General features: G+C 37.7%; 27 protein-coding genes. 22 read left to right on the top strand and 5 right to left on the bottom strand.

What is annotated here, in order from left to right:
* Positions 1–120: 120 nt before the first annotated feature.
* Complete coding sequence (locus VZD24_RS08230) at positions 121–516, top strand: DUF1573 domain-containing protein (protein WP_279447102.1); 396 nt, start codon at positions 121–123, stop codon at positions 514–516.
* A gap of 60 nt (positions 517–576) precedes the next feature.
* On the opposite strand, the gene VZD24_RS08225 is transcribed toward VZD24_RS08230, so the two are convergent.
* On the bottom strand, positions 577–1,905 hold the full coding sequence (locus tag VZD24_RS08225; protein ID WP_279447101.1) for an aspartyl protease family protein: 1,329 nt from the start codon (positions 1,903–1,905) through the stop codon (positions 577–579).
* A 113-nt stretch (positions 1,906–2,018) separates the two neighbouring features.
* Here VZD24_RS08225 and VZD24_RS08220 point away from each other — a divergent pair, with 113 nt between their 5' ends.
* A complete protein-coding gene (locus VZD24_RS08220) occupies positions 2,019–3,209 on the top strand; it encodes a pyridoxal phosphate-dependent aminotransferase (protein WP_342687380.1) in 1,191 nt (396 codons plus the stop codon).
* Positions 3,209–4,222, top strand: a complete 1,014-nt coding sequence (murB, locus tag VZD24_RS08215) for a UDP-N-acetylmuramate dehydrogenase (RefSeq protein WP_342687379.1) — start codon at positions 3,209–3,211, stop codon at positions 4,220–4,222. The genes VZD24_RS08220 and murB overlap by 1 nt, the downstream gene beginning before the upstream one ends.
* Here the strand turns inward: murB and VZD24_RS08210 are convergent.
* Positions 4,219–4,842 carry a fasciclin domain-containing protein gene (locus VZD24_RS08210; protein ID WP_279447098.1) on the bottom strand — a complete coding sequence of 208 codons (624 nt, stop codon included), beginning with the start codon at positions 4,840–4,842 and terminating at the stop codon, positions 4,219–4,221. The two genes, murB and VZD24_RS08210, sit on opposite strands and share 4 nt — an antisense overlap.
* Positions 4,843–5,014: 172 nt before the next feature.
* On the opposite strand from VZD24_RS08210, the gene VZD24_RS08205 reads away from it, so the two are divergent.
* The 6 genes from VZD24_RS08205 (at position 5,015) to VZD24_RS08180 (ending at position 11,223) form a co-directional block, all read left to right on the top strand.
* Positions 5,015–5,239, top strand: coding sequence for a membrane or secreted protein (locus tag VZD24_RS08205; protein ID WP_279447097.1), 225 nt, complete (start codon positions 5,015–5,017; stop codon positions 5,237–5,239).
* A 61-nt stretch (positions 5,240–5,300) separates the two neighbouring features.
* Entirely contained in the window at positions 5,301–6,395 is a 1,095-nt protein-coding gene (locus VZD24_RS08200; protein ID WP_342687378.1) for a glycosyltransferase, read from the top strand.
* Positions 6,386–6,949: an RNA polymerase sigma factor gene (locus tag VZD24_RS08195; protein WP_279447095.1), complete on the top strand. Its 564-nt coding sequence runs from the start codon at positions 6,386–6,388 to the stop codon at positions 6,947–6,949. Before VZD24_RS08200 ends, VZD24_RS08195 begins: the two co-directional genes overlap by 10 nt.
* 97 nt (positions 6,950–7,046) lie before the next feature.
* Positions 7,047–7,931, top strand: coding sequence for a lipoyl synthase (gene lipA / locus VZD24_RS08190; protein ID WP_279447094.1), 885 nt, complete (start codon positions 7,047–7,049; stop codon positions 7,929–7,931).
* A 17-nt stretch (positions 7,932–7,948) separates the two neighbouring features.
* Positions 7,949–8,947, top strand: coding sequence for a type I glyceraldehyde-3-phosphate dehydrogenase (gene gap, locus VZD24_RS08185; RefSeq protein WP_342687377.1), 999 nt, complete (start codon positions 7,949–7,951; stop codon positions 8,945–8,947).
* 44 nt (positions 8,948–8,991) lie between these two features.
* Positions 8,992–11,223 carry a tetratricopeptide repeat-containing hybrid sensor histidine kinase/response regulator gene (locus tag VZD24_RS08180; protein WP_342687376.1) on the top strand — a complete coding sequence of 744 codons (2,232 nt, stop codon included), beginning with the start codon at positions 8,992–8,994 and terminating at the stop codon, positions 11,221–11,223.
* 7 nt (positions 11,224–11,230) lie between these two features.
* On the opposite strand, the gene lpxK is transcribed toward VZD24_RS08180, so the two are convergent.
* Positions 11,231–12,232, bottom strand: a complete 1,002-nt coding sequence (gene lpxK / locus VZD24_RS08175) for a tetraacyldisaccharide 4'-kinase (protein ID WP_342687375.1) — start codon at positions 12,230–12,232, stop codon at positions 11,231–11,233.
* A gap of 121 nt (positions 12,233–12,353) precedes the next feature.
* Here lpxK and VZD24_RS08170 point away from each other — a divergent pair, with 121 nt between their 5' ends.
* From VZD24_RS08170 to msrA, 3 genes are all read left to right on the top strand, one after another.
* Positions 12,354–13,469, top strand: a complete 1,116-nt coding sequence (locus VZD24_RS08170) for a Nif3-like dinuclear metal center hexameric protein (protein WP_342687374.1) — start codon at positions 12,354–12,356, stop codon at positions 13,467–13,469.
* 3 nt (positions 13,470–13,472) lie between these two features.
* Positions 13,473–14,255 (top strand): zinc ribbon domain-containing protein, encoded by a 783-nt coding sequence (locus VZD24_RS08165; protein WP_279447089.1) that lies wholly within the window; start codon positions 13,473–13,475, stop codon positions 14,253–14,255.
* A 106-nt stretch (positions 14,256–14,361) separates the two neighbouring features.
* Positions 14,362–15,033 carry a peptide-methionine (S)-S-oxide reductase MsrA gene (msrA, locus tag VZD24_RS08160; RefSeq protein ID WP_342687373.1) on the top strand — a complete coding sequence of 224 codons (672 nt, stop codon included), beginning with the start codon at positions 14,362–14,364 and terminating at the stop codon, positions 15,031–15,033.
* 66 nt (positions 15,034–15,099) lie between these two features.
* Here the strand turns inward: msrA and VZD24_RS08155 are convergent, their stop codons facing one another.
* Positions 15,100–15,903: a class I SAM-dependent methyltransferase gene (locus tag VZD24_RS08155; RefSeq protein WP_342687372.1), complete on the bottom strand. Its 804-nt coding sequence runs from the start codon at positions 15,901–15,903 to the stop codon at positions 15,100–15,102.
* 157 nt (positions 15,904–16,060) lie between these two features.
* Between VZD24_RS08155 and VZD24_RS08150 the strand changes: the two genes are divergently transcribed.
* On the top strand, positions 16,061–16,219 hold the full coding sequence (locus VZD24_RS08150; RefSeq protein ID WP_237601969.1) for a lmo0937 family membrane protein: 159 nt from the start codon (positions 16,061–16,063) through the stop codon (positions 16,217–16,219).
* Between the two features lie 38 nt (positions 16,220–16,257).
* Positions 16,258–16,389 carry a hypothetical protein gene (locus VZD24_RS08145; RefSeq protein WP_262913894.1) on the top strand — a complete coding sequence of 44 codons (132 nt, stop codon included), beginning with the start codon at positions 16,258–16,260 and terminating at the stop codon, positions 16,387–16,389.
* A gap of 59 nt (positions 16,390–16,448) precedes the next feature.
* Here the strand turns inward: VZD24_RS08145 and VZD24_RS08140 are convergent, their stop codons facing one another.
* Positions 16,449–16,721 (bottom strand): GNAT family N-acetyltransferase, encoded by a 273-nt coding sequence (locus VZD24_RS08140; protein WP_279447086.1) that lies wholly within the window; start codon positions 16,719–16,721, stop codon positions 16,449–16,451.
* Positions 16,722–16,813: 92 nt separating this feature from the next.
* Here VZD24_RS08140 and VZD24_RS08135 point away from each other — a divergent pair, with 92 nt between their 5' ends.
* The 8 genes from VZD24_RS08135 (at position 16,814) to VZD24_RS08100 (ending at position 24,063) form a co-directional block, all read left to right on the top strand.
* Positions 16,814–17,524 carry a hypothetical protein gene (locus VZD24_RS08135; protein WP_279447085.1) on the top strand — a complete coding sequence of 237 codons (711 nt, stop codon included), beginning with the start codon at positions 16,814–16,816 and terminating at the stop codon, positions 17,522–17,524.
* 53 nt (positions 17,525–17,577) lie between these two features.
* Positions 17,578–18,840 (top strand): kynureninase, encoded by a 1,263-nt coding sequence (gene kynU, locus VZD24_RS08130; protein ID WP_342687371.1) that lies wholly within the window; start codon positions 17,578–17,580, stop codon positions 18,838–18,840.
* Positions 18,841–18,971: 131 nt separating this feature from the next.
* The gene (locus tag VZD24_RS08125) at positions 18,972–20,378 is read left to right on the top strand and encodes an FAD-dependent oxidoreductase (protein WP_342687370.1); all 1,407 of its coding nucleotides are present in this window, start codon (positions 18,972–18,974) and stop codon (positions 20,376–20,378) included.
* Entirely contained in the window at positions 20,356–20,493 is a 138-nt protein-coding gene (locus VZD24_RS08120; RefSeq protein ID WP_342687369.1) for a hypothetical protein, read from the top strand. The genes VZD24_RS08125 and VZD24_RS08120 overlap by 23 nt, the downstream gene beginning before the upstream one ends.
* Positions 20,480–20,923: a RidA family protein gene (locus tag VZD24_RS08115; protein WP_279450208.1), complete on the top strand. Its 444-nt coding sequence runs from the start codon at positions 20,480–20,482 to the stop codon at positions 20,921–20,923. The genes VZD24_RS08120 and VZD24_RS08115 overlap by 14 nt, the downstream gene beginning before the upstream one ends.
* A gap of 3 nt (positions 20,924–20,926) precedes the next feature.
* Entirely contained in the window at positions 20,927–21,751 is an 825-nt protein-coding gene (locus VZD24_RS08110) for an alpha/beta hydrolase (protein ID WP_342687367.1), read from the top strand.
* A 3-nt stretch (positions 21,752–21,754) separates the two neighbouring features.
* Positions 21,755–23,200, top strand: coding sequence for an aldehyde dehydrogenase (locus tag VZD24_RS08105; RefSeq protein ID WP_342687366.1), 1,446 nt, complete (start codon positions 21,755–21,757; stop codon positions 23,198–23,200).
* A 77-nt stretch (positions 23,201–23,277) separates the two neighbouring features.
* On the top strand, positions 23,278–24,063 hold the full coding sequence (locus VZD24_RS08100) for an SDR family oxidoreductase (RefSeq protein ID WP_342687365.1): 786 nt from the start codon (positions 23,278–23,280) through the stop codon (positions 24,061–24,063).
* Positions 24,064–24,150: the final 87 nt, after the last annotated feature.

Below are 24,150 nucleotides of genomic sequence, written 5' to 3'. Positions count from 1 at the left end.
CTGGTATTTGTACAGTGAGGTGCAAAAGTAATTATAACTATAGTATAATAAAAGTGAATAAGTTATTTTGCTCGTTCTATAAAAGTTATATACTTTAGCATGTACTAAAAAAACAATATCATGAAAAAATTAGCTCTTATAGCTCTTGTTGCTATTGTAGGTTTTACCACCCAAGCGCAACAAGCAAAAATTAGTTTCAAAGCAGATACGGTAGATTACGGCACAATTGCCAAAGGCAGTGACGGCGTTCGCGTATTTGAGTTCACAAATACTGGAGACGCACCGCTTATTATTAGTGACGTTAAGTCTAGCTGCGGCTGCACCGTTCCTAAAAAACCTAATGGCCCGATAGCACCTGGTGCCAGCAACACTATTGAGGTAAAGTACGATACTAATCGTGTTGGCCCAATTAGAAAAACCATTACAGTTTATTCTAATGCCAGCGAACCTATGGTTGCCTTAAAGATTAAAGGTGAAGTATTGAGCGACTCGGCAAGCGTTTTAGAAAAAAGCTAAATAATTTTACTATTTATAAATTGAATCCGGAGGAAGCAATTGGCTTCCTCCGGATTTTTTTTAGAATACACTTTTAAGAGTAAATTTAAATTTATTGATATATTTTCCTCTTTTAATTTCCACAGCTATTCTACGGCCTACATCGGAAGAGAACAAATCTAATAATTCGTACAATTTGTATTGATAGGAAGGTTTGCCGTTAATAGTTACAATTTCGTCTCCTATTTTAATTCCTGCTAATGCTGCGGGAGAATCTTCACGAACCGCCACCACGACATATTTGGGCACTAACGAAAAGTGAACTTCGGTTGTTACCGAAATACTATTAACCGTTAAACTCTCATTCTGGTTTGCTCTTGCTGTATTCACCCTCGCTTGCCATTCTTCTTTTACGAGTTCCATACCATCGTGCTCCAAAGTTAAGCCACTCATATTATAATTAAATGGCTCCTTAAACTTGCTGTTTTTTTTGAAGCGGACTATTGCATTGGCATAATCAAAAGTTACCGTAAACCTGCTCAAAAAACCACCACCAACACTGCCATCGCGCTCCTCATAACGACGCGCTTTTAAGACTGCATCATTATCTGGAAATGACGTGTTTACTTCTTTTAAATGAAAATCACCAACAGATAGCCCTGGTATCCTCGCGCGCTTTCCATATATATCCCCACTTAATCCCAAACCCAGAAAATCGTTAAAATAATTTTTGGGAGATTCACTTATAAAATCGCGATGATCAAAGATCCACATTACATCACTCGAACCAGAATCTACTAAAAGCGTTACATCTTCCCGCTTATTTTCAGATTCAATTTGTAATACAATATAAGGTTTGCCTCCCACAAAATTTAAGGGTAAATCTTCACATTTTCTGCAAGATTTCAAGCTGTATTTTTCAGGGTTATAAATGGTTATTACCTGTGTTGAATAATTTATCTTCACAATAAAATTCTGAAAAAAATCATTTCCTAAAATTCCATGTACAGGAATACCCATGCGTGGTGAAAAATTTAAAGTACTATCAAAAATCACGAAGAGTGAATGGCTCGTATCTATGGCATTACCAACCTTTACTTTGTTGTTCAAGCTCTTTAGTGCTTCTACCGCCCCACCCGATCCCAAGCCTTGCAGCATTACAGGCGATGTATTGCGAAGTTGAAGACTATCGGCCTCCTCCAGACTAAATAAAATTGTAGATTTTACACCGGTATCAAGTATAAAAGACAACGGTGTACCGTTAACTTCAATTTGAACTATCGGTAAGTTGTTTACCAATTTAAAGGGAATTCGATTCCTCTTTCTATTATTATTCAACAAAAATCCGCTTTGGGCCGCCAAGGAAGCAGAAAATATCAACAAAAGCCCCACGATTAACGATTTATGCAAATTTTTAAGATTTAAATTGAAAACACTTGAAGATATAAAAAAAAGATGAATGTTGCATTAGGCCCAATGGAATTATAAATATATTTCGCAACTTTGCGACAAAATATTTCACTATGCCTTCAGTTTCAAATAAAGGGAAGCACATGCCGGAATCACCTATCCGCAAGTTGGTACCCTACGCCGAAAAAGCGTACAAAGCAAATAAAACCGTTTATCACTTAAACATTGGTCAGCCCGATATAAAATCGCCCGAAATTGCAATGGAGGCAGTGGCACACCACAATTTGGAGATTCTCGCCTATACGCGCTCTGAAGGTTCACAGGAATACCGTGAAAAAATTGCAAAATATTATCAAAAAAACAACATTCCCGTTGAGGCAAACGATCTAATTGTTACCACCGGTGGAAGCGAAGCACTCCTTTTTGCCATGGGAAGCATTGCCGATGCAGGCGATGAAATAATTATTCCCGAACCATTTTATGCCAACTATAATGGCTTTGCCACAGCATCTGACGTAAATATTGTTCCCGTTATTTCAAAAATTGAAGACAACTTTGCCCTGCCTCCAATTTCAGAATTCGAAAAACTTATTACTCCAAAAACAAAGGCTATTCTTATCTGCAATCCTGGGAATCCCACTGGATATCTGTATTCAACAGAGGAAATTAAAACCTTGGCAGCAATTGTAAAAAAACACGATTTGTTTTTGGTAGCCGATGAAGTGTATCGTGAGTTTACTTATGATGGCTCTAAACACTACTCTATTTTAGAAGAGGAAAGTTTGGCCGAAAACGGAATAATAATAGATTCCGTTTCAAAAAGATACAGCATGTGTGGCGCCCGAATAGGATGTTTGGTTTCAAAAAACAAACAAGTAATCGCTACGGCCTTAAAATTTGCACAAGCACGTTTAAGCCCCCCAACTTTCGCACAGATTGCCAGTGAAGCAGCGTTACAAACCCCACAAAGTTATTTTGATGAAGTAATTACCGAATACCAAGACAGAAGAAATACATTAGTGGCTGCTTTAAAAGCCATTCCTGGAGTAATCGTGGGCGAACCAAAAGGCGCATTTTATTGTATTGTACAATTGCCCGTAAAGAACAGCGATAAATTTGCACAATGGTTGCTGGAAGAATTTGACGACAATGGCGAAACCATTATGGTTGCACCTGCGGCCGGCTTCTACTCTACCGCTGGCGTGGGTTTAAATCAAGTTAGAATTGCCTATGTTTTAAAAAAAGAAAGCCTCGTTAGAGCAGTAGAAATCTTAAAAATTGCGCTTGAAAAATATAATGATTAATGCGCATTGAAGAAAACAAATCGCTTAAAGAATACAATACATTCGGAATAGCCGCCAATGCACGCTATTTTGTTTCGGTTGAAACTATTGAAGAATTAAAACATGCGCTTTCCAACAAATCGGGGAGAAATTTTTTTATCCTCGGCGGTGGCAGCAATATGCTACTAACTGACCATTTGGACGCCATTGTTCTTCATATAAATTTAAAGGGTATTGAAATTTTAACAGAAACCAAAACCGAAGTTTTTGTTAAAGCCATGGCAGGCGAAAACTGGCACGAATTTGTGCAGTATTGCATAGCAAACAATTTTGGTGGTTTAGAAAATCTTTCGCTCATTCCAGGAAATGTTGGTACAGCGCCAGTCCAAAATATAGGGGCGTACGGCGTAGAGCTGAAAGATACTTTTGTGAGCTGCACAGCGATAGAAATTGAAACGTTAAAGGAAAAGAAGTTTAGCAAAGCCGAATGCGCTTTTGAATACCGAAACTCAATATTTAAAAATGAAGCTAAGGGAAAGTACATTATAACCAGTGTAACTTTTAGACTAACAAAGACTAATCATAACCTTAGTATTTCATATGGCGACATTCAAAAAATTTTAGCCGATAAAAATATTGAAACAGCCACTATAAAAGATATTTCCGATGCCGTAATTTCAATTCGACAATCAAAACTTCCAGACCCGAAAGTTTTGGGCAATAGCGGCAGCTTTTTTAAAAACCCAGTAGTTGACGCCCAAACATTTCAAGACTTTCGAAAAAAATTTCCCGAGGCGCCATTTTATGAAATTTCCCCAACCGAATTTAAAATACCAGCAGGTTGGCTAATTGAAAAAGCTGGATTTAAAGGTCAACGCTTTGGTGATGCGGGTGTGCATAAAAACCAAGCTTTAGTTTTGGTAAATTACGGGACTGCCACCGGAAATGAAATTTGGCAACTTGCCATGGCAATTCAAAAAAAGGTAAAAGAAATGACCGGCATTTTTATTGAGCCAGAAGTAAACGTGTTTTAGTTAACGTTTAACACGCCGTCTATCATAAACACAACCCCATTAGATGCTTCCACACCGTTGCTAACTACAGTGGCTTTGCCCGTTTTTCCATCAGAAATAATGATGGCATCGCCCAATTTTTCGGCTGTCAATGTAGTTCCTGCCAAGGTTTGGAATTTTGCTTTCCCGTTTTTGTCAATAGATTGCAGTAATGTTTCTTTTGTAATTTTTTCCGATACAATATGTCCGTTCAACATTTCTTTCAGCTTTGCTCTATTTCCTGTATTTGAATAAAATAAAGTTCTTTCAGAAGTTAAAGATTCTAAGGCCGTATTTGTGGGCGCAAAAACCGTAAATGGTCCGTTTCCGGTTAATTGGTCTGTCAATTCGGCTGTTACCAGATAACTCGCAAACTTCTTTACTTTCGCTTCGGTCATAATGCGAACCATTACACTTTTCAATTCGGCTATATCCTCTGCTGTTAAATCTTTTTTTGCTGCACGCTTCACAGGAATAGCCGGAGCAACTTTAGAGGGTGGATTGGCTACTGTTACGTCTTCAGACTTCTGCGCCTCGTCTTTGCACGAAACTGTGAGTAAAACAAACAAAAAAATGGACAAAAAAGCAATTGGTTTCAGCATCGTTAAAAAATTTAAAATGAAGGCTAAAAATACTTAAATTCCGAGCACAACACCAAGAAAGATTGTATTTTTGTGGTCTAATTTAAAGTGGTGAAATGCCTTTAGAAAATCACTACCATTCAAAGATTATTTTAAGGCATAACATCGTTCCTTTTATCTAATATTTTAACAGATGAAACTTTTACTTATTACCTTAGTATTATTATTACTCGGAGTTGCTGGAATTGCAATAAAAATTTGGGCCAAAAAAGATGGAAAATTTGCAGGTACCTGCGCTAGCCAAAGTCCATTTTTAAACAAAGAAGGCCAGTCTTGCGGATTTTGCGGAAAATCGCCAGATGAATTTAAAGATTGCAATGAAACGAGCCACCAACTGGAAATGCCTGACACCAAATAAGGCAGCGACTGTAATCGCAAACCGGCTCTCTAAATTCGTCAATCTCCAATCATAAATAGCTATGGTGCTACTTTACGTTTTCGGCGCAGTTGCGTTGATTAACTGTGCTTATTATTTCCTTTTTTCGAAATTTTCATTCTTAAAAACTTCCCCTAAAACCGTTTCGGAACACCCTCCCGTTTCACTAATAATCTGTGCCAAAAACGAAGCTGAAAATCTTCGAAAACACATTCCACTGTGGCAACAACAAGATTATCCAAACTTCGACATAATACTCATTAATGATGCTTCTATAGACGAAAGTTTAGATGTAATGGAAGCTTTTGCCGAAAACGACAATCGAATTCAAATAGTAAACGTAAAAAACAACGAAGCATTTTGGGCCAGCAAAAAATACGCCCTCACTTTGGGTATAAAACGCTCCAAAAACAATCGGTTAGTTTTTAGCGATGCCGATTGTTACCCCGCATCAAACAGCTGGTTAACAATTATGGCCAGTAAATTCTCAGACAAAAAACAATTGGTACTGGGCTATGGCGCCTATGAAAAGCAACCGGGCTTTTTAAACAAAATTATTCGATTTGAAACCCTGATGACAGCGGTGCAATATTTTTCGTATGCAAAGGTTGGAAATCCTTATATGGGCGTAGGCAGAAATCTGGCCTATACAAGCGATCTGTATTATGACACCAAAGGTTTTATGAGCCATATAAAAATTCCTTCAGGCGATGACGACCTTTTTGTGAATGAAGCAGCAACAGCGAAAAATGTTGCACTTTGCACCGAGCCAGAAGCTTTTACATATTCTATTCCGAAGAAGAAAAAGAAGAAATGGACCACACAAAAGAAGAGACATTATTCTACGGCAAAACTGTATAAACCAAAACACCGCTTTTTGTTAGCTGTTTATTTTTGCTGCAATTTATTATTTTGGGCATTGGCCATAGCTATACTGCTTACCCAATTTTGGGTTTTTGGACTTGGAATTTTGATTTTTCGGTTGCTAGTTCAATACATCATTATTGGAAAGGCAGCAAAAAAATTAAGAGAACAGGATTTAATTTTGTTGATTCCTTTTTATGAATTGTTTTTGATTGTTACACAATTGAGTATCTTTATTTCCAACAGCGGCGAAAAAAACTCGCGATGGAAATAACCCCGGAAGAAATAATTCACCAATTAGAAAAAGCAAAAAAAGGAAAGCAGAGCGCTTTCAAATTTCTGTTAGATTATTATTGGAATGAAGTGTATGGTTTTCAGCTAAAAAGAGTTCGCAACGAACACGAAGCCGAGGATATCACCATTGAAACTTTTGCTAAAGCTTTCGATAAAATTGAAAGTTTTGACGAAAATTATACGTTTTCCACCTGGTTGGTTACTATTTCAAAAAACATTCAGATAGATCGTACTCGTAAAAAGAACGCTTCTATTTATTCAAATACCACAGATGCATCTAACGAGCATGTTCAACGCATTGCAGACCAAACCCCTACTCCCGAGGACAAGTTAATTCGAGAGCAGAATCTTGCCGAACTCTTACAGTACATAAAACTACTTAAACCGCATTATCAGGACGTAATTAATCTTCGGTATTTTCAAGAAATGAGTTACAACGAAATTTCTGAAACATTAAAAGAACCCCTAAACAACGTAAAAGTAAGGCTGTTAAGGGCACGGAAGCTTCTTGCTGAAATTATCACCCAAAAGTAGTCGCAAAACCCAAAACTAAAAAGCGAAAATTGCATCTAAAAAATGGGGTAATACGTATGGCACTTAGGGCGCTTTTTTTCGTACTTTTGTTACCCTTATGAGCACAAAAACATTGGAAATTCAAAAGCCATCCCCACCTACGGGAGCAAAACCGAAATGGTTACGCGTTAAACTTCCTACCGGAAAAAAATATACCGAACTCCGCAACGTGGTAGATAAGTATAAACTTAACACCATCTGCACCTCTGGCAGCTGCCCGAATATGGGCGAATGTTGGGGCGAGGGCACGGCCACTTTTATGATTTTAGGAAATATTTGCACGCGGTCCTGCGGTTTTTGCGGCGTTAAAACAGGAAGACCCGAAACCGTAGCTTGGGACGAGCCTGAAAAGGTAGCCCGATCTATTAAGCTTATGAATATTAAGCATGCAGTTGTAACTTCAGTAGACCGAGATGATCTAAAGGATATGGGCTCTATTATATGGGCCGAAACCGTAAAAGCAATTCGCCGAATGAATCCAGAAACCACTTTGGAAACCTTAATTCCAGACTTTCAGGGAAATACCCGAAACATTGATAGGATTATAGCGGTAAAACCCGAAGTGATTAGCCATAATATGGAAACGGTTAAACGTTTAACTCGCGAAGTGCGCATACAAGCTAAATACGAACGCAGTCTAGAGGTTCTAAATTATTTAAAACAATCTGGAATGCCGAGAACCAAAAGTGGTATTATGCTTGGCTTGGGCGAGCGGGAAGACGAAGTTCTGCAAACAATGGAAGATTTAAAAAATATAGGACTGGATATTTTAACTATTGGGCAATATTTACAGCCGTCGAAAAAACATCTTCCGGTAAAAGAATTTATTACGCCTGAACAATTTAAAAAATATGAAACCGCAGGATTAGAAATGGGTTTCAGACACGTAGAAAGCGGTGCCTTAGTGCGTTCTTCGTACAAAGCACAAAAGCACCTTACATAATTAGTATTTCAAAAAAAATGAAAAATAAAATTACCGTTGGCATTAATGGTTTTGGCCGTATTGGCCGTAGTGTTTTTAGATTATTAATTAATCACCCTTTAATTGAAGTTGTGGCGGTAAACGATCTGGCCGATACAAAAACACTAAGCCATTTGTTAAAATACGACAGTATTCACGGGGTTTTACACAAAGATATTTCGTTTACGGCTGAGCAAGTAAATGTTGACGGGAAGAAAGTGAAATTTTCTTCAGAAAAAAGCATTGAATCTATTTCTTGGCCAGATGTAGATGTAGTTATAGAAAGCACGGGTAAGTTTAAAAGCAAAAACCAACTTGAGAATCATTTAAAAAATGGCGCAAAAAAGGTAATCCTTTCTGTACCTCCACTAGAAGACGATATTAAAACCGTGGTTTTAGGAGTAAATGACAACATATTGGATCCGGACGATTTAATAATTTCTAATGCGTCGTGCACTACTAATAATGCAGCTCCCTTGCTTAAAATAATAAATGAGCTTTGTGGAATTGAGCAAGCTTATATTACCACTGTGCATAGTTATACCACAGATCAGAGCTTGCACGACCAGCCGCATCGCGATTTGCGAAGAGCCCGTGCAGCTGGACAATCTATTGTTCCCACCACAACGGGTGCAGCAAAAGCGCTCACCAAAATATTTCCTGAACTTTCTGATGTAATTGGAGGTTGCGGAATTCGTGTTCCGGTACCCAATGGCTCTCTGACAGACGTAACATTAAATGTAAAAAAAGAAGTTACCATTAAAGAGATAAATGAAGCCTTTAAAAAAGCTTCGGAAAATTCGTTGGCTGGCATACTTCAATATACCGAAGACCCTATTGTTTCAATAGATATTGTGGGCAATCCACATTCCTGTATTTTTGATTCCGAAATGACTTCAGTTATCGGAAAAATGGTAAAAATAATTGGATGGTACGATAACGAAATAGGCTATTCATCAAGAATCGTAGATTTAATTGAAAGAATTTCCTTGAAATAACTATATTTATTCATTACATAAACTAATAGATGCACCTACCTCGTTTGAAATACAAGATTCTCTTGCCCCTTATCTGGTGTTTCTTTATTTCGGTAAGTTCCTATTCTCTTCAGATAAAAGACACGATCGTCACCATAAAGCAGCTACAGTTTTCAGCAAAAAAAGCATTGGAAAATGAAAACTTTATGGAAGCAATTAAATATTTAAACGACGCCAATAAACTGGCATCACTTCCTAAGTACAAAAGCTACAAACCCGATGTAGAACTCCATATTGCTGAGTTGTTCTATAAATTGGAGTATTTTGACAAGGCTATTGAAGAAGTAGAAAAAGCAATAAGCAACCAAGAAATGTATAATAATTATTACAAGCTTGGCAATGCATATAACTTGTATGGTATTATTTTAATTTCTCAAGGAAAAATAAAGAAAGCCGAAAAATTTTTAAACAAGTCAGATTCTATTTACACCGCGCTAGAAGATACAGATAGCAAAGCAAATTATTATTATGGTATAGGCCTGTTACAATTGTACCGCGGCAACTACAATGAGTGTATAACAAACTTGAAAATTGCTGCAAAAAGTTTTAAAACACAAAAACGACCATTTGAAGAAGCATTGGCATATACAAATCTTGCAGACGCCCTAACGCTAGTAGATTCTTTGTCATATCCAAATCCGTTATTAGAAGCTAAAAATTTTTTACAAAAGGTTACAAATATTTCAACTAAACGGGGATATTCAAAATTACTGGTAGAAAAACGTCGCATCAATTCGCAAATATATATTGCCGAGAAAAAAAATGCAATTGCCGAACAGGAATTTAGATACTATATAAGGCACAAAGATTCATTGCATCAAATTCATTTAAAAGCAATTGAAAAAGGCTTACAAGGCGAATCTGCCATTGGCGATCTTAACCAAATTATAGCCAATCAACAAGACGATTTACGAAAACAGGATAAATCGCTATTTTTTGGTAAACTTACAGGCTGGCTGAGTATAGCCTTAATTTTAATTCTTTCACTTTTAACGCTTTCCCTTTATAAGAACAACAATTTACGAGCAAAAGCCAATGAGCTTTTACAAGATAAAAATACCGAACTTCAAGAAGCAAAGGAAAACGCCGAGCGCGCCTCACAGGCCAAAGCACAATTCCTTTCAACAATTACGCACGAATTACGCACTCCAATGTACACTGTTACTGGCCTAACGCATTTACTGTTAGAAGAAGATCCAAAACCCGAGCAAAAGGAACATCTAAATTCACTTAAATTTTCTGGGGAATATTTGCTTTCGTTAATCAATAATATTTTAGATTTAAACAAGCTTGAAGCAAACAAAGTAGAAATTGAGAAAGTGCCTTTTAATTTAAAAAAACGCATCGACGGGGTTTTAATAGCTTTAAAAAAATCGTCGGAAGCAAAAAACAATACGCTGCATTACGAATACGATAACTCCCTCCCCAATATTGTCATGGGAGACTCCCTCAAAATATCGCAAATTCTCATTAATTTAATCAGTAATTCTATCAAATTTACCGAAAACGGCGATATCTGGGTACGAGTAAAAACGGCCGAAAAACTTCCCAAAAAAGTTATTGTACATTTTGAGGTGGAAGATACTGGCGACGGGATTTCAAAAAAGAAACAAAACACCATTTTTGAATCATTTTCGCAAGGTTCACTTCAAATAAACAGAAAATATGGCGGTACCGGTCTTGGGCTTTCTATCGTTAAAAATCTATTAGAAATTATGGGAAGCCAAATATTTCTTGAAAGTAAACTCGGCGAAGGTTCCAAGTTTTGGTTTACTATAAGTTACGACATTTCTGAAACTACAGGCGACAGTAAAAAACCTGAAAAAATAGATGTTGTTGTTGAAAGTGATATACTCGAAAACAAAAAGGTTTTAATTGTTGAAGACAACAAAATAAACCAAATGATTACTAAAAAAATACTCGAGAAAAAAAATATGGTATGTGCTGTCGTCGATAACGGTATGGACGCAGTTAAACAAGTTAAAGAAAACGATTTTGATGTAATATTAATGGATATACACATGCCCGGAATAAGCGGAATTGAAGCCACAAAACAAATTCGTGAGTTTAATAAAACCGTACCCATTATTGCCCTGACCGCAATTACGATTGAAGAAAATTTAGAAGACTTCTACAAAGCTGGTTTTAATGAATTTATTCCCAAACCATTTAATGCCGAAGATTTCTTCGAAAAAATTAAAAGAGCAATCAGTGGGAATGAGTTTTTAATTCGCTAGTTGTTCACTATTCTTCAATCGCAGCATATATACTGCTTTTAAAATGTGCTTCAGAATTGTTTAGCAGCACCGTTGTTATAGGTAAATAATAAATTTCTGTTGAATTGGCAATAGACCCCAACCGCATAAAGTCTTTTTCCGTTGTTAAAATTATAGCTTCATTTTTTAGGTTGTTAATTTCAGCCTCCGTGAAATTGTGATGGTCTGCAAACCTACTTTCCTTAAATACCAATCCTTCTTCCTTTAAAAAAGCAACCAACGGTTTTGGATTGGCAATACCTGTAACCAGCAAAAACGGTCTATTTTTTAAATATGTAAGGGGCTTTTGTTGCGTAGTGTTTTTAATAATGGAAGCATATCCTATTTTCGAAAAATAAACAGCTTGATTGGGCTTGGGGTTTAGCTTCCTTTTTGTGGTTGCGATAGTATCATCACTCATATAATCAGGACATTTTGTAACTACAATTATATCGGCGCGTTTAGCACCAAATTTAGGTTCGCGCAAGTTGCCGGTGGGCAGCATACAATCGTTGACATATAAATTGTGGAAAGGTGTTAATAAAATGTTTAACGAAGCAGCAACCTTTCGATGCTGAAAAGCGTCATCCAACAAAATTACCGATGCCGTTTTCTGTAGCTTTTCAATTCCCGTTTGCCGATCTTCGCAGACAGCTACAGTTATTTCGGGAAATTTCTTCTTAAATTGAAGCGGCTCATCTCCAACCTCTTCAACCGTACTATTAAGTTGTACTTCAAAATAACCGGAGGTATTTCGCTTATAGCCACGACTTAAAACGGCAACATTTTTTTCCTTTTTTAAATAGGAAACAAGTAATTCAATCATTGGCGACTTTCCGGTGCCGCCCGTTGTTAGGTTACCCACGCAAATAACGGGAAGATTATAGGCTTTACTTTTAAGCCAACCCGAATCGTAAAGCCAATTGCGGAGTGCTGTAATTGCGCCATATAACAACGAAAATGGAAAAAGAAGCTTTCGAAGCAAATTCATTTTACGAAAGTACAAATTCCCTCGAACGTGGAAATCTTTACCATAAACATTTCAAATTATAATGTGCATTTCATTTTCTTCAAAAAATTTTTAAACTACTATCTTTACTGAAACTAAAAAAATGAAGATAAAGCACGTAATTTCACTACTCGAGGAGCTCGCTCCACTATCCTATTCCGAAAGCTTTGACAATACCGGATTGCTCGTTGGCGATGCCAATGCTGCTGTTTCGGGTATCCTGATAACGTTAGACACTTTAGAAGATGTGGTAGATGAAGCTATTGAAAAAAACTGCAACCTTATCGTAAGCTTTCATCCTATTGTTTTTTCCGGACTAAAAAAATTAACCGGAAAAACCTATGTGGAACGCGTAGTACAGAAGGCAATAAAAAATGATATTGCCATTTTTTCAAACCACACGGCGCTCGATAACTCGTGGAACGGTGTAAATGCAATAATTTGCGAAAAGCTCGGATTGCAAAACAGAAAAATTTTATTACCTCAATCAGAAACCATTAAAAAACTCATCACTTTTGTTCCTTCCAAAGATGCGGAAAATGTTCGAAACGCACTCTTTTCGGCAGGTGCAGGCACTATTGGTAATTATGAAAATTGTAGTTTCAATATAAAAGGAAACGGAAGTTTTAAAGGAAATGAAGCAGCTAATCCCGTGATTGGAAAAAAAGGTGAGATTCACTTTGAAGAAGAAATTCAAATTGGGGTTACTTTCGAAAAACACTTGCAAAATGAAATTTTAAAAGCTCTTTTTATCGCACACCCGTATGAAGAGGTAGCTTATGAAATTACTACACTCGAAAATCTAAATCAGCATTTGGGCATGGGCATGATAGGCGAATTAAAAACACCCATGGATGAAACTGAATTTCTGCACTTTATAAAAACAACAATGCAAACAGATTGTGTGCGCTATTCTCCCTTGCTTAAAAAGCAAATTAAGCGCGTTGCCGTGCTTGGCGGTAGCGGAAGTTTTGCCATTCCAAACGCAAAAAGTGCTGGTGCTGACGTATTTATTTCGGCAGATTTTAAATATCATGATTTTTTTAAGGCCGAAAACACACTACTTCTGGCAGATATTGGACATTATGAAAGCGAACAATTCACAAAAGACCTATTACATTCTTTCCTTAAGAAAAAAATGACTAATTTTGCACCCTCCTTGTCGGCAAGCAGGGTACTTTTATCACAAATAAATACCAATCCTATTAGCTATTTATAATTTATGGCAACAAAAACCGAAGTTACTGTTGAAGAAAAGTTAAGAGCATTATACGACCTTCAACTTATTGATTCAAGAATAGATGAAATTAGAAGTGTTCGTGGCGAACTTCCTTTAGAAGTTGAAGATCTTGAAGACGAAGTAGCAGGAATGAACACTCGTTTAGAAAAACTTAATGCAGATCTTGAAGTGATTGAAGATCAAATTAAGGAAAAAAAGAACAACATAGAGGAATCTAAAAACCTCATTAAAAAATACGCCTCACAGCAGGATAATGTTCGCAATAACCGCGAGTATAATTCCTTAACTAAGGAAATTGAATTTCAAGAATTGGAAATTCAACTTGCTGAAAAAAACATCAAGGAATTTCGCGCACAAATCGAGCAAAAAAGTCAGGTTATTGAAGACACAAAAGCACGTTTTAATGAGCGTTCTGAACACTTGAAACACAAACAAAACGAGCTTGACGAGATTTTGAAAGAAACTGAAAAAGAAGAGCAAACGCTTATCAAGCAATCTGAAAACTACGAAACTCAAATTGAGCCCCGCCTTATTAAAGCATACAAAAGAATCCGTGCCAATGTAAAAAATGGCTTGGCTGTTGTACCCGTAGAACGCGGCGCATCCGGAGGTTCATTTTTCACTATTCCACCACAAGTACAAATGGAGATTGCTGGTCGTAAAAAAATTATTACAGACGAGCACAGTGGCCGTATATTGGTAGATCCAGATTTAGCAACTGAAGAACGCGAAAAAATGGAAGCTGTTTTTTCCAAACTTAAATAATAGTTAACCCTATTTTATAACAAAGCCTTCACATAAAGTGAGGGCTTTTTTTGTACTTTAATTGCAAGGTATTATAATTATTTCAGACCAACACAAAAACAATAAAATGAAAAAGACAACCATATTAATTGCTAGCATATTTCTTTTTTCGCTCAATGGTGCGTGCAAACCTTCAAATAAAGAACATAAACGGGCGGAAGCAATTGCGCAGAAAGAACAAACTCCAGTACAAACTGAAGCGGTTAACGGACTAAAAAAAGCCTATTTTGCGAGTGGTTGTTTTTGGTGCGTTGAAGCAATTTACGAAAGTGTAAACGGTGTAAAAGAAGCAATTTCAGGATATAGCGGCGGACAGTCAAAAAATCCAACTTATGAAAACCACGCCGACCACGCCGAGGCGGTAGAAGTTCTTTACGATCCTAGTATCGTTAACTTCAATCAGCTGGTAGATGTGTATTTTGCATCGCAAAATGTAACACAGGTAAACGGTCAAGGCCCAGATCGTGGAGCATCTTACCGCTCCATAATTTTTTATCAAAACGATTCTGAAAAGAAAATTATCGATGAAAAAATAACCGAATTAAACAAGCAATTAGGAGATGACAAAGTGGCTGCCCAAGTTTTACCATTTCAAAAATTTTGGGAAGCCGAGGCCTATCACCAGAATTATGAGCGCAACAATCCGGGCAATCCGTATATTCAAAACGTCTCCATTCCAAGGTTGAATAAGTTTAAAAAGAAAATGCCGGAATTGCTCAAGGAAAATACAGCTCATTAATTTTAGATCGGCATTTAATCTAAATAAGTTATTAACCTTGCAGGATGCAATCTTCAATTTAGCTATTTAGACATTAATTTTTTTTGCCTTTACTTCAAAAATTAGTGGATATAGTTTATTTGTCAATTCATACATTCCCTCCGTATTTTTCGTTAAACCTGGAAATATATCGTACGGCGATGCATCGTGTTCATTTAAATATTCAATATAAAGGCCGGCATTGGTTAAGGATGAAATTATTTCGCCCAACCCATGGTTCCAGCCGTATTCTTTACTTATCATTTTTGAGTTTTCATCGGCATAGGTTCCTTCGTATTCTTCGTAGATCGCTTTCTTTTGTTGGTATCCATATTTTAATTTTGGCGGTACAACGGTATAATCAAACATCCACGTTATGGGGTGAAAATCTACTATATAAAAAAAACCATCCGGCTTAAGCCTTTCAGAAATCATCTTTGCCCAAGGTTTTAACTCGGGCAACCAGCCGATGGTTCCATAACTGGTAAAAACAATATCGAATTTTTCAGATACAGCATCAGAAGTATCCAAAACATTACAACAAACAAATTTCGCATTCAAATTCAACTCTAAATTTAATTGTTTTGCCAATTTAATTCCTTCGTCTGAAATATCTACGCCAGTACATTTGGCTCCCATTCTGGACAAGCTCAATGTGTCTTGTCCAAAATGACATTGAAGATGCAATAGGTTTTTTTTCGAGATATCGCCTAAAGCCTCTATTTCGTATGATTTAAGAGAACTACTTCCATTTTTAAAATTGGCCAAGTCGTAAAAATCACTTTTGGCATGAACCGCAACTTTATTGTTCCACGTTTGCTTGTTAATTTCAAATTTTTCAGAATCTTTCATTGTACAAATATGGAAAAATTACGGTATTAACTCAAAAAACATAATTATTAACTCTTTTGGTATTTTTTTGCAGTTTTCGTTAAAGATGGGTTAAAAACATGTTGAGCATGTTGGTTTTATTGTAAATTTAAATTCATTAACACTAAAAACTTATAACATGGGTGACATCATTTGGTTAATTGTAGTACTCCTAATTTTAGGATGGCTTATAGGATTCTTCGGGTTTGGAGAAGCTGTTGGAAGCCTAATTCACATTTTACTCGTCTTGGCTATAATTGGTATTTTGTACCGATTAGCAACAGGCCGCAGACCGTAATTATAATAAATCACTAACCTTAAAACAACAATTTAATTATGAAAAAAGTATTTTTAATTTTATTTGCCGTAGGCTTAATGAGCACTAGCTTTGTAAGCTGTCGCGAAAATAAAACAGTAGGAGACGAAATTGAAGACGTTGCGGACGATATAGAAGACGCAGTAGATTAATTAAAATAGAACAAAAACAAAAGGCCCTTTCAAACATTTTTGAAAGGGCCTTTTTTATATTAGTTTTCTACAATCGACTTCCATTCAGGATGTTTTTCAATATATTTTTTAATAAACGGGCAGGTGGGAATAACTTTTAAGCCCCTGAGTTCAATTTGCAACAAAACCATTTCGGTCATTTCACTTGCAATTCCCTGACCCGAAAGTTCTTTGGGAACTTCAGTATGATCTAACGATAATACACCGGGTTTTACAGTATATTCAATAATAGCTTTGTGGCCATCAACTTCAGCTTCAAATCTATTTTTTTCCTTATTATCAATTACGCGCATAGCAAATAGAATTTAATGTTTCCAAAGATTAAAAATACAAAAAATATGAAAGCCAAAAGTATTCCTTACTTTTACATAAAACATCTCAATCTATGAAATATACGTATGTTCTACTCTTGTGTGCTTTAACGCTGAGTGGCTGTAATAACAACCAAAAATCTGCAAACAAAAATGCCGACGGAATTGTACTCAAAACCGATTCTATTCAAAATATAGATATTCGGCATCAAATTGCAAACGCCAACGGCCTTAATAGCTGGAATAAAGTTTCAGAAATTGCATTCACTTTTAATGTAGATCGCGGCGAAAACCATTTTCATCGCTCGTGGATCTGGAAACCAAAAACTGCAACAGTAACAATGATTTCGGCTACGGATACCATAAACTACAACCGTTCGCAAATGGATAGTTTAACCCAAAAAACCGACGCAGCTTTTATTAACGATAAATATTGGTTATTGGCTCCCTTTCAATTGGTTTGGGATGAAGGTATTACATTTTCGGAAAAGGATAATGCCGTGGCTCCAATTTCAAAAGATACTTTAAATCAATTAACAATTGTTTATGGCAATGATGGAGGATATACGCCTGGCGATTCCTACGACTTTTTTTATGACAAAAACCTTAAAATCAGAGAGTGGAATTACAGAAAGGCAAATGCCGAAAAACCCACTATGAGCACAACTTGGGAAGATTACGAAGATTTTAACGGAATTGAAATTGCAAAAACCCATAAGGATAGCACCGACAATTTTAAGTTGTATTTCACTAATATTTCGGTGGAAAAAGAAACTGCCAATTAAACAAATTTTAATTCCTATTTTTGTGAAAAGCCGATAAAATCCAACACAGCCCAATGTTCCAAAACTCTTTAGAATACGCAAGAAAACAAGATGCCGAAGACAGCTTAGCATCTTTCAGAAATAGATTTCATATTCCAAAAAATCCTTCCGGAGAAACACTTATTTATCTCTGTGGAAATTCACTCGGACTGCAGCCCAAAATAACTTCAGAATATATAAAAGAAGAACTTACAGATTGGGCAAATCTGGGCGTTGAAGGGCATGTTGAAGGCAAGCATCCTTGGCTTCCCTACCACGAATTTTTAACCGCAACTATGAGCAAAATTGTGGGCGCAAAACCTTCGGAAGTAGTTGTAATGAATACACTTACGACCAACCTTCATTTAATGATGGTTTCATTTTATCAACCCACAAAAACAAAGTATAAAATTGTGGTTGAAAGCGACGCGTTTCCCAGCGATAAATACGCAGTGGAAAGCCAATTAAAATTTCACGGAATAAACCCGAAGGATGGCCTGATTCTTTGGAAACCCAGAGCTGGCGAAGAACTTTGCCGGTTTGAAGATTTGGAGGAAATTTTAAAAAACCACGGCAACGAAATAACTTTGTTAATGATTGGCAGCACCAATTATTACACAGGCCAATCCTTTCCCTTAAAAAAAATTACCGAGCTCGGCCATAAATACAACTGCATGGTCGGTTTCGATTTGGCACACGGCGCAGGCAATATTCAACCAAATTTGCACGATTCTGGAGCAGACTTCGCCGTTTGGTGCACCTATAAATATTTAAACAGCGGCCCGGGAAGTTTGGGCGGTTGCTTTGTTCACGAACGCCACGCCAATAATGAAAAATTAAATCGCTTTGCAGGATGGTGGGGCCACAATAAAAAAACACGTTTTAATATGCGGCACGAGTTTGATGCCCTCCCGGGCGCCGAAGGTTGGCAACTCAGTAATCCGCCAATTTTATCAATGGCTGCAATTCGTGCCTCGTTAGATACTTTTGAGGAGGCGGGTTTTGATAACCTTCGGAAAAAATCTGACAAACTAACTGGTTTTTTGGAATTTCTTTTAGAGGAAATGAATAACAGCTCCATTAAAATTATAACCCCACGAAACCCGGAAGAACGCGGTTGCCAGCTTTCAATTCAAGTGAAAAATGCCGACAAGCGCCTACATACCAAACTCACCGAAGCAGGTGTAATAAGCGATTGGCGCGAACCGGATGTAATTCGCGTTGCTCCCGCCCCACTTTATAATAGTTTTGAAGATGTATTTCGATTTTCGGAAAAATTAAAGGAAATTTTAAACTAACCTGCAAGGTTTTGCCGCAGGCCTCCTTGTAGGTCTTCAAGCTAAAGATTTAAATACCTACAGGGTTTTGGAAACCTTGCAGGAGAGATCTAAAAACCTTGCAGGATGGAGAATAAAAATAAAAATTGACAATGAACAATATCCTAATAATCGGTGCCGGCCTCTGCGGAAGCCTCCTCGCTTTGCGAATGGCGCAGCGCGGTTTTGAAGTAACCTTAGTAGAAAAACGCCCCGATTTACGAAAAGTAACTCAAGATGCGGGTCGCTCTATAAATTTAGCACTGAGTGATCGCGGTCTGCGCGGTTTGCGACTTGCAGGTGTTGAAGAGGAAGCGAAAAAACTCTGTATCCCAATGAATGGCAGGATGATTCACGATGCAAAAAGCAATACATTTTTGAGTCCGTATAGCGGTAGAAAAGACGAATATATTAACTCTGTTTCCCGCCCCGGTTTAAATATGTTGTTATTAGATGAAGCCGAAAAAATACCGAACGTAAAAATTATTTTCAACCACGCTTGTGAAGAAGTTGATTTGGAAAACGCTTCTGCAGTATTTAAAGATTTCAACACTAAAAAGGAACTTAAAATTCAGGCAGATGTAATTTTCGGCACAGATGGCGCAGGTTCAGCAGTGCGGAAAAATATGTTCGACAGCCATAAATTTCTGTTTAGTTTTTCACAACAATGGCTTAGCCACGGTTATAAAGAACTGGAAATTCCCGCTACCGAAAACGGTGGTTATAGAACCTATAAAAACGCCCTGCACATTTGGCCGCGCGGCGAAGATATGCTTATTGCACTACCAAATCTGGACGGTAGTTTTACCGTAACATTATTTCTTCCGTATGAAAATAGCGACTATTGTTTCGCCAATTTAACAACGCCAGAAATGGTGTACGAATATTTCAATAAGGAATTTCCCGATGTGGTAGAAATGATTCCCAACCTAGCCGATGAATTTTTTACCAATCCCATCGGGCAGTTGGGCACGGTAAAGTGTTCGCCCTGGCATTCCTTCGGAAAAGTACTATTAATGGGCGATGCCGCACATGCCATCGTTCCATTTTACGGACAGGGAATGAACGCTTCCTTCGAAGATGTGGTGGTTTTTGATGAAGTATTATCAAGCCTCCAACAACCTCTCCAAAAGAAAGAAGTTGATTGGAACATAGTTTTTTCAGAATACGAAAAAAGAAGGAAAAAGGATGCCGATGCTATCGCAGATTTGGCAGTAGATAATTTCCACGAAATGAAAGAGCACACGGCAATGGAAATTTTCCAACGCAAAAGGAAACTGGAAACCGTTTTTGAAGCAGAATTCCCTGAAGAGTATTACAGCAAATATTCTTTGGTTACCTTTAAGGAATCTATTTCGTACTCCGAAGCATTGAAACGCGGACGCGCACAAGACAAAGCAATTTTAAATCTTTTGGACGATGGAAAAATTTCGGAAGAAATGTCTTTAAAAGAAAAACTAGAACTGGTAAAAAAAGAAACCGAAGCCATTCTTCACGATGATGAAGTGGCGTTTGGCTAAATACTTCCTGCAAGGTGTTGCCGCAGGCCACCTTGTAGGTATAAATCACAATAATAAAGACCTACAAGGTTTTGAAAACCTTGCAGGATTAAAAGCAAACTATGGAAAACAATGAAAAAGATTCCCGCCTTCGCGGGAATGTAGTGGAAGGAAAAGCAACGCCGCGCGGCGCATATCCGCACGTAAAGCGCGTGGGCGATTTTATATTTATTAGCGGTACAAGTTCGCGTTTGCCTGACAACACTTTTGCAGGCGTTAATAAAATTGACGAATTGGGCACGATGCATTTCGATATAAAGGAACAAACCCGTGCCGTGCTCGAAAACATAAAAGATTACTTAGCCACCGAAGGCGCAACAATGGCCGATGTGGTGGACGTAACCAGTTTTTTAGTAAATATGAACGACTTTGCCGGGTACAACCAAGTGTACGCCGAATATTTCAACAAAGAAACAGGACCAACACGTACTACGGTTGCTGTGCATCAATTGCCGCATCCGCATTTGGTGGTAGAGATAAAGGCTATGGCCTATAAACCACGGTAACATATGAAAATAAAAATCATTTCATCCATGGCAATTTTTATGATCGCAATTTTCACCGTTGCGGCACAGGAAATCGTGGATAAAAAGCCATTATCTATTGGTGAAACAGTTAGCTTTCATTCAAAAGTTTTAAATGAAAATAGAATTTTAAATATTTATTTGCCCAACAGTTATTCCGTGGATGCTTCAAAAAAATATCCCGTCATTTATCTGCTCGATGGTTCAATAGATGAGGATTTTTTGCATATCGCCGGCCTTGTGCAGTTCGGTTCATTTTCGTGGATAAATTTGGTGCCCGAAACAATTGTAGTGGGAATAGCGAATATTGATAGAAAAAAAGATTACACCTATCCTTCAACCGATAAGGAATATGTAAAAAAATATCCAACTACGGGGCATTCCGCGCTATTTATAAAATTTATAGATGAAGAAGTTCAGCCACTCATTGAAAAAACATATAATGTTTCTTCGGAAAAAACACTCATTGGCCAATCTTTAGGGGGTCTTTTGGCAACTGAAATACTTTTCAAAAAACCAGATATGTTCGATAATTATATCATTGTAAGTCCAAGTTTATGGTATGATTACGAATCTTTGCTGAAAACCACGCCCGAACCATACAAAACAAATAAATCAATTTTTGTAGCCGTAGGCGAAGAGGGAGATTGGATGAAAAGAGTTGCAACGGAACTCTATGAAAAATTGATGAAAACGAAGAAGAAGAATACCGAGTTACATTATAAATTTCTAAAAGAACAAGACCACGGTGATGCTCTTCATTTAGCAGTTTACAGTGCATTTGAGGAAATGTTTGCTGAAAAAAACTAGGTAATGCAAAAAATCTTAAACTACATAAACGGCGAATACGTTGAACCACTTTCAAAAAAATGGTTGGATAATTACAATCCTTCCAATGGCGAAGTGTATTCGCAGATAGCAAATTCAAATGGCGAGGATATTGAAAACGCATATCAGGCGGCGAAGGAAGCCTTCCCAAAATGGAGCAATACCACAATAGACGAGCGAAGTAAAATTCTTTTAAAAATTGCAGATTTAATTGATAAAAACCTGGTCGATTTGGCCAAAGCCGAAGCAAAAGATAACGGCAAACCTTTGAGTTTGGCTTTGGCAGTTGATATTCCAAGAGCTTCGGCAAACTTCCGTTTTTTCGCAAATGCAATCACACAATTTTCCAGCGAAGCACACGAAAGCGTTGGATTGAATACGATGAATTTCACCCTACGACAGCCGTTAGGAGTAGTGGGCTGTATTTCGCCGTGGAATCTTCCGTTGTATTTGTTCTCGTGGAAAATCGCACCCGCAATCGCCGCAGGAAATACGGTAATAGCAAAACCAAGCGAAGTGACTCCAATGACCGCTTTTCTTTTGGGTGAAATATGTACCGAAGCAGGGTTGCCAAAAGGCGTTTTAAATATCGTTCACGGCACGGGACCATCCGCAGGGCAGGCCATTGTGGAGCATAAAAACATTAAAGCCATTTCTTTCACCGGCGGCACAAAAACGGGCGAACACATTGCCCGCACCGCTGCACCAATGTTTAAAAAATTGTCTTTGGAATTGGGCGGAAAAAACCCAAACCTCATCTTTGCCGATTGCGACTATGAAAAAATGCTGGACGTAACCGTTCGCTCTTCGTTTTCAAATCAAGGCCAAATCTGCCTTTGCGGAAGTAGGATTTTTGTTGAAAAACCGATTTACGAAAAATTCAAAAAAGATTTTGTTGAAAAAGTAAAACAGCTGAAAATAGGAAATCCGTTTGATGCCGAAACAAATATTGGAGCTTTGGTTTCAAAACCACATTTGGAAAAAGTTCAATCGTATATAAATCTCGCCACAAAGGAAGGCGGAAAAATTCTTTACGGTGGAAATAAAGTAACAGTGAAAAACTTTGAAAATGGTTACTACTTGGAACCCACAGTAATCGAAGTTTTTGACAATCAATGCCGCGTAAACCAAGAAGAAATCTTCGGCCCCGTCGTTACAATTATGCCTTTTGAAACCGACGAAGAGGCATTGCAAATGGCTAATTCGGTAAAATATGGTTTATCGTCAACGCTCTGGACTTCAGATTTAAATAGAACGATGCGTATTTCAAAAGAAATTCAAGCTGGAATTGTTTGGGTGAACACGTGGTTAAACCGCGATTTACGAACTCCTTTCGGCGGAATGAAAGACAGCGGTGTAGGTCGCGAAGGCGGATTTGAAGCACTTCGTTTTTTTACGGAAGCGAAGAATATTTGTATAAAATATGAGTAAAAACGAAACTGAAACTCAAATCGAAATCGAAAACTCAATACTCAATACTCAATACTCAATACTCAATACTACAATAAATGAATTTAGATTTAACAAATAAAAATGCAATGGTCTGCGGAAGTACTGCAGGCATTGGGAAAGCAACTGCAATTCAATTGGCAAAATTGGGAGCAACGGTAACTTTGGTTGCTCGTAATGAAGAAAAATTAAAGGAAACTTTAATCGAATTGCCACACGAAAAAGGTCAAAAACACAATTATTTTGTAGCAGATTTTACAAATCCGAAACAGGTGAAACAAAAGGCGGAGCTGGCAGCTTCGAACAAAACCTTTCATATATTGGTGAACAATACCGGCGGACCGAAAGGCGGACCCATCTTTTCGGCAGAAACCGATGAGTTCGAAAAAGCCTTTTCAATGCATTTAATTTGCAATCAAATATTGGTACAGGCTTTGGTTCCACGAATGAAGGAAGCAGATTATGGCAGAATTATAAATATTATCTCCACTTCGGTAAAGCAGCCCATAGATGGGCTTGGCGTAAGCAACACTATACGTGGCGCCGTATCGAGCTGGAGCAAAACCTTGGCCAATGAATTGGGTCAATTCGGGATAACGGTAAACAATGTATTACCGGGTTTTACAGCTACAGACCGACTAGAAGATATTGTTGGCAACGCCGCCAAAAAAATGGACAAAACCGAAAAAGAAGCCAGCGATTTTATGAAAAACCTCGTTCCCGCCCGACGTTTTGCACAGCCGGGAGAGATAGCAAATGCCGTTGCGTTTTTAGCAACCGAAGCTGCCAGCTACATAAACGGAATCAATCTTCCCGTGGATGGCGGGCGCACCAAAAGTTTGTAACAAGACTTGGACCTGCAAGGTGTTCCCGCCCTTTCGGCGGGCCCCTTGTAGGTCTGCATCCTAAAAAGTTTGTAACTTTAGAAAAAT

The sequence above is a fragment of the Aequorivita flava genome (assembly GCF_038742595.1).
Lineage (GTDB): Bacteria > Bacteroidota > Bacteroidia > Flavobacteriales > Flavobacteriaceae > Aequorivita > Aequorivita marisscotiae.
Note: the sequence above shows the minus strand (reverse complement) of the source record. Positions and strands in the feature narration are given on the sequence as shown.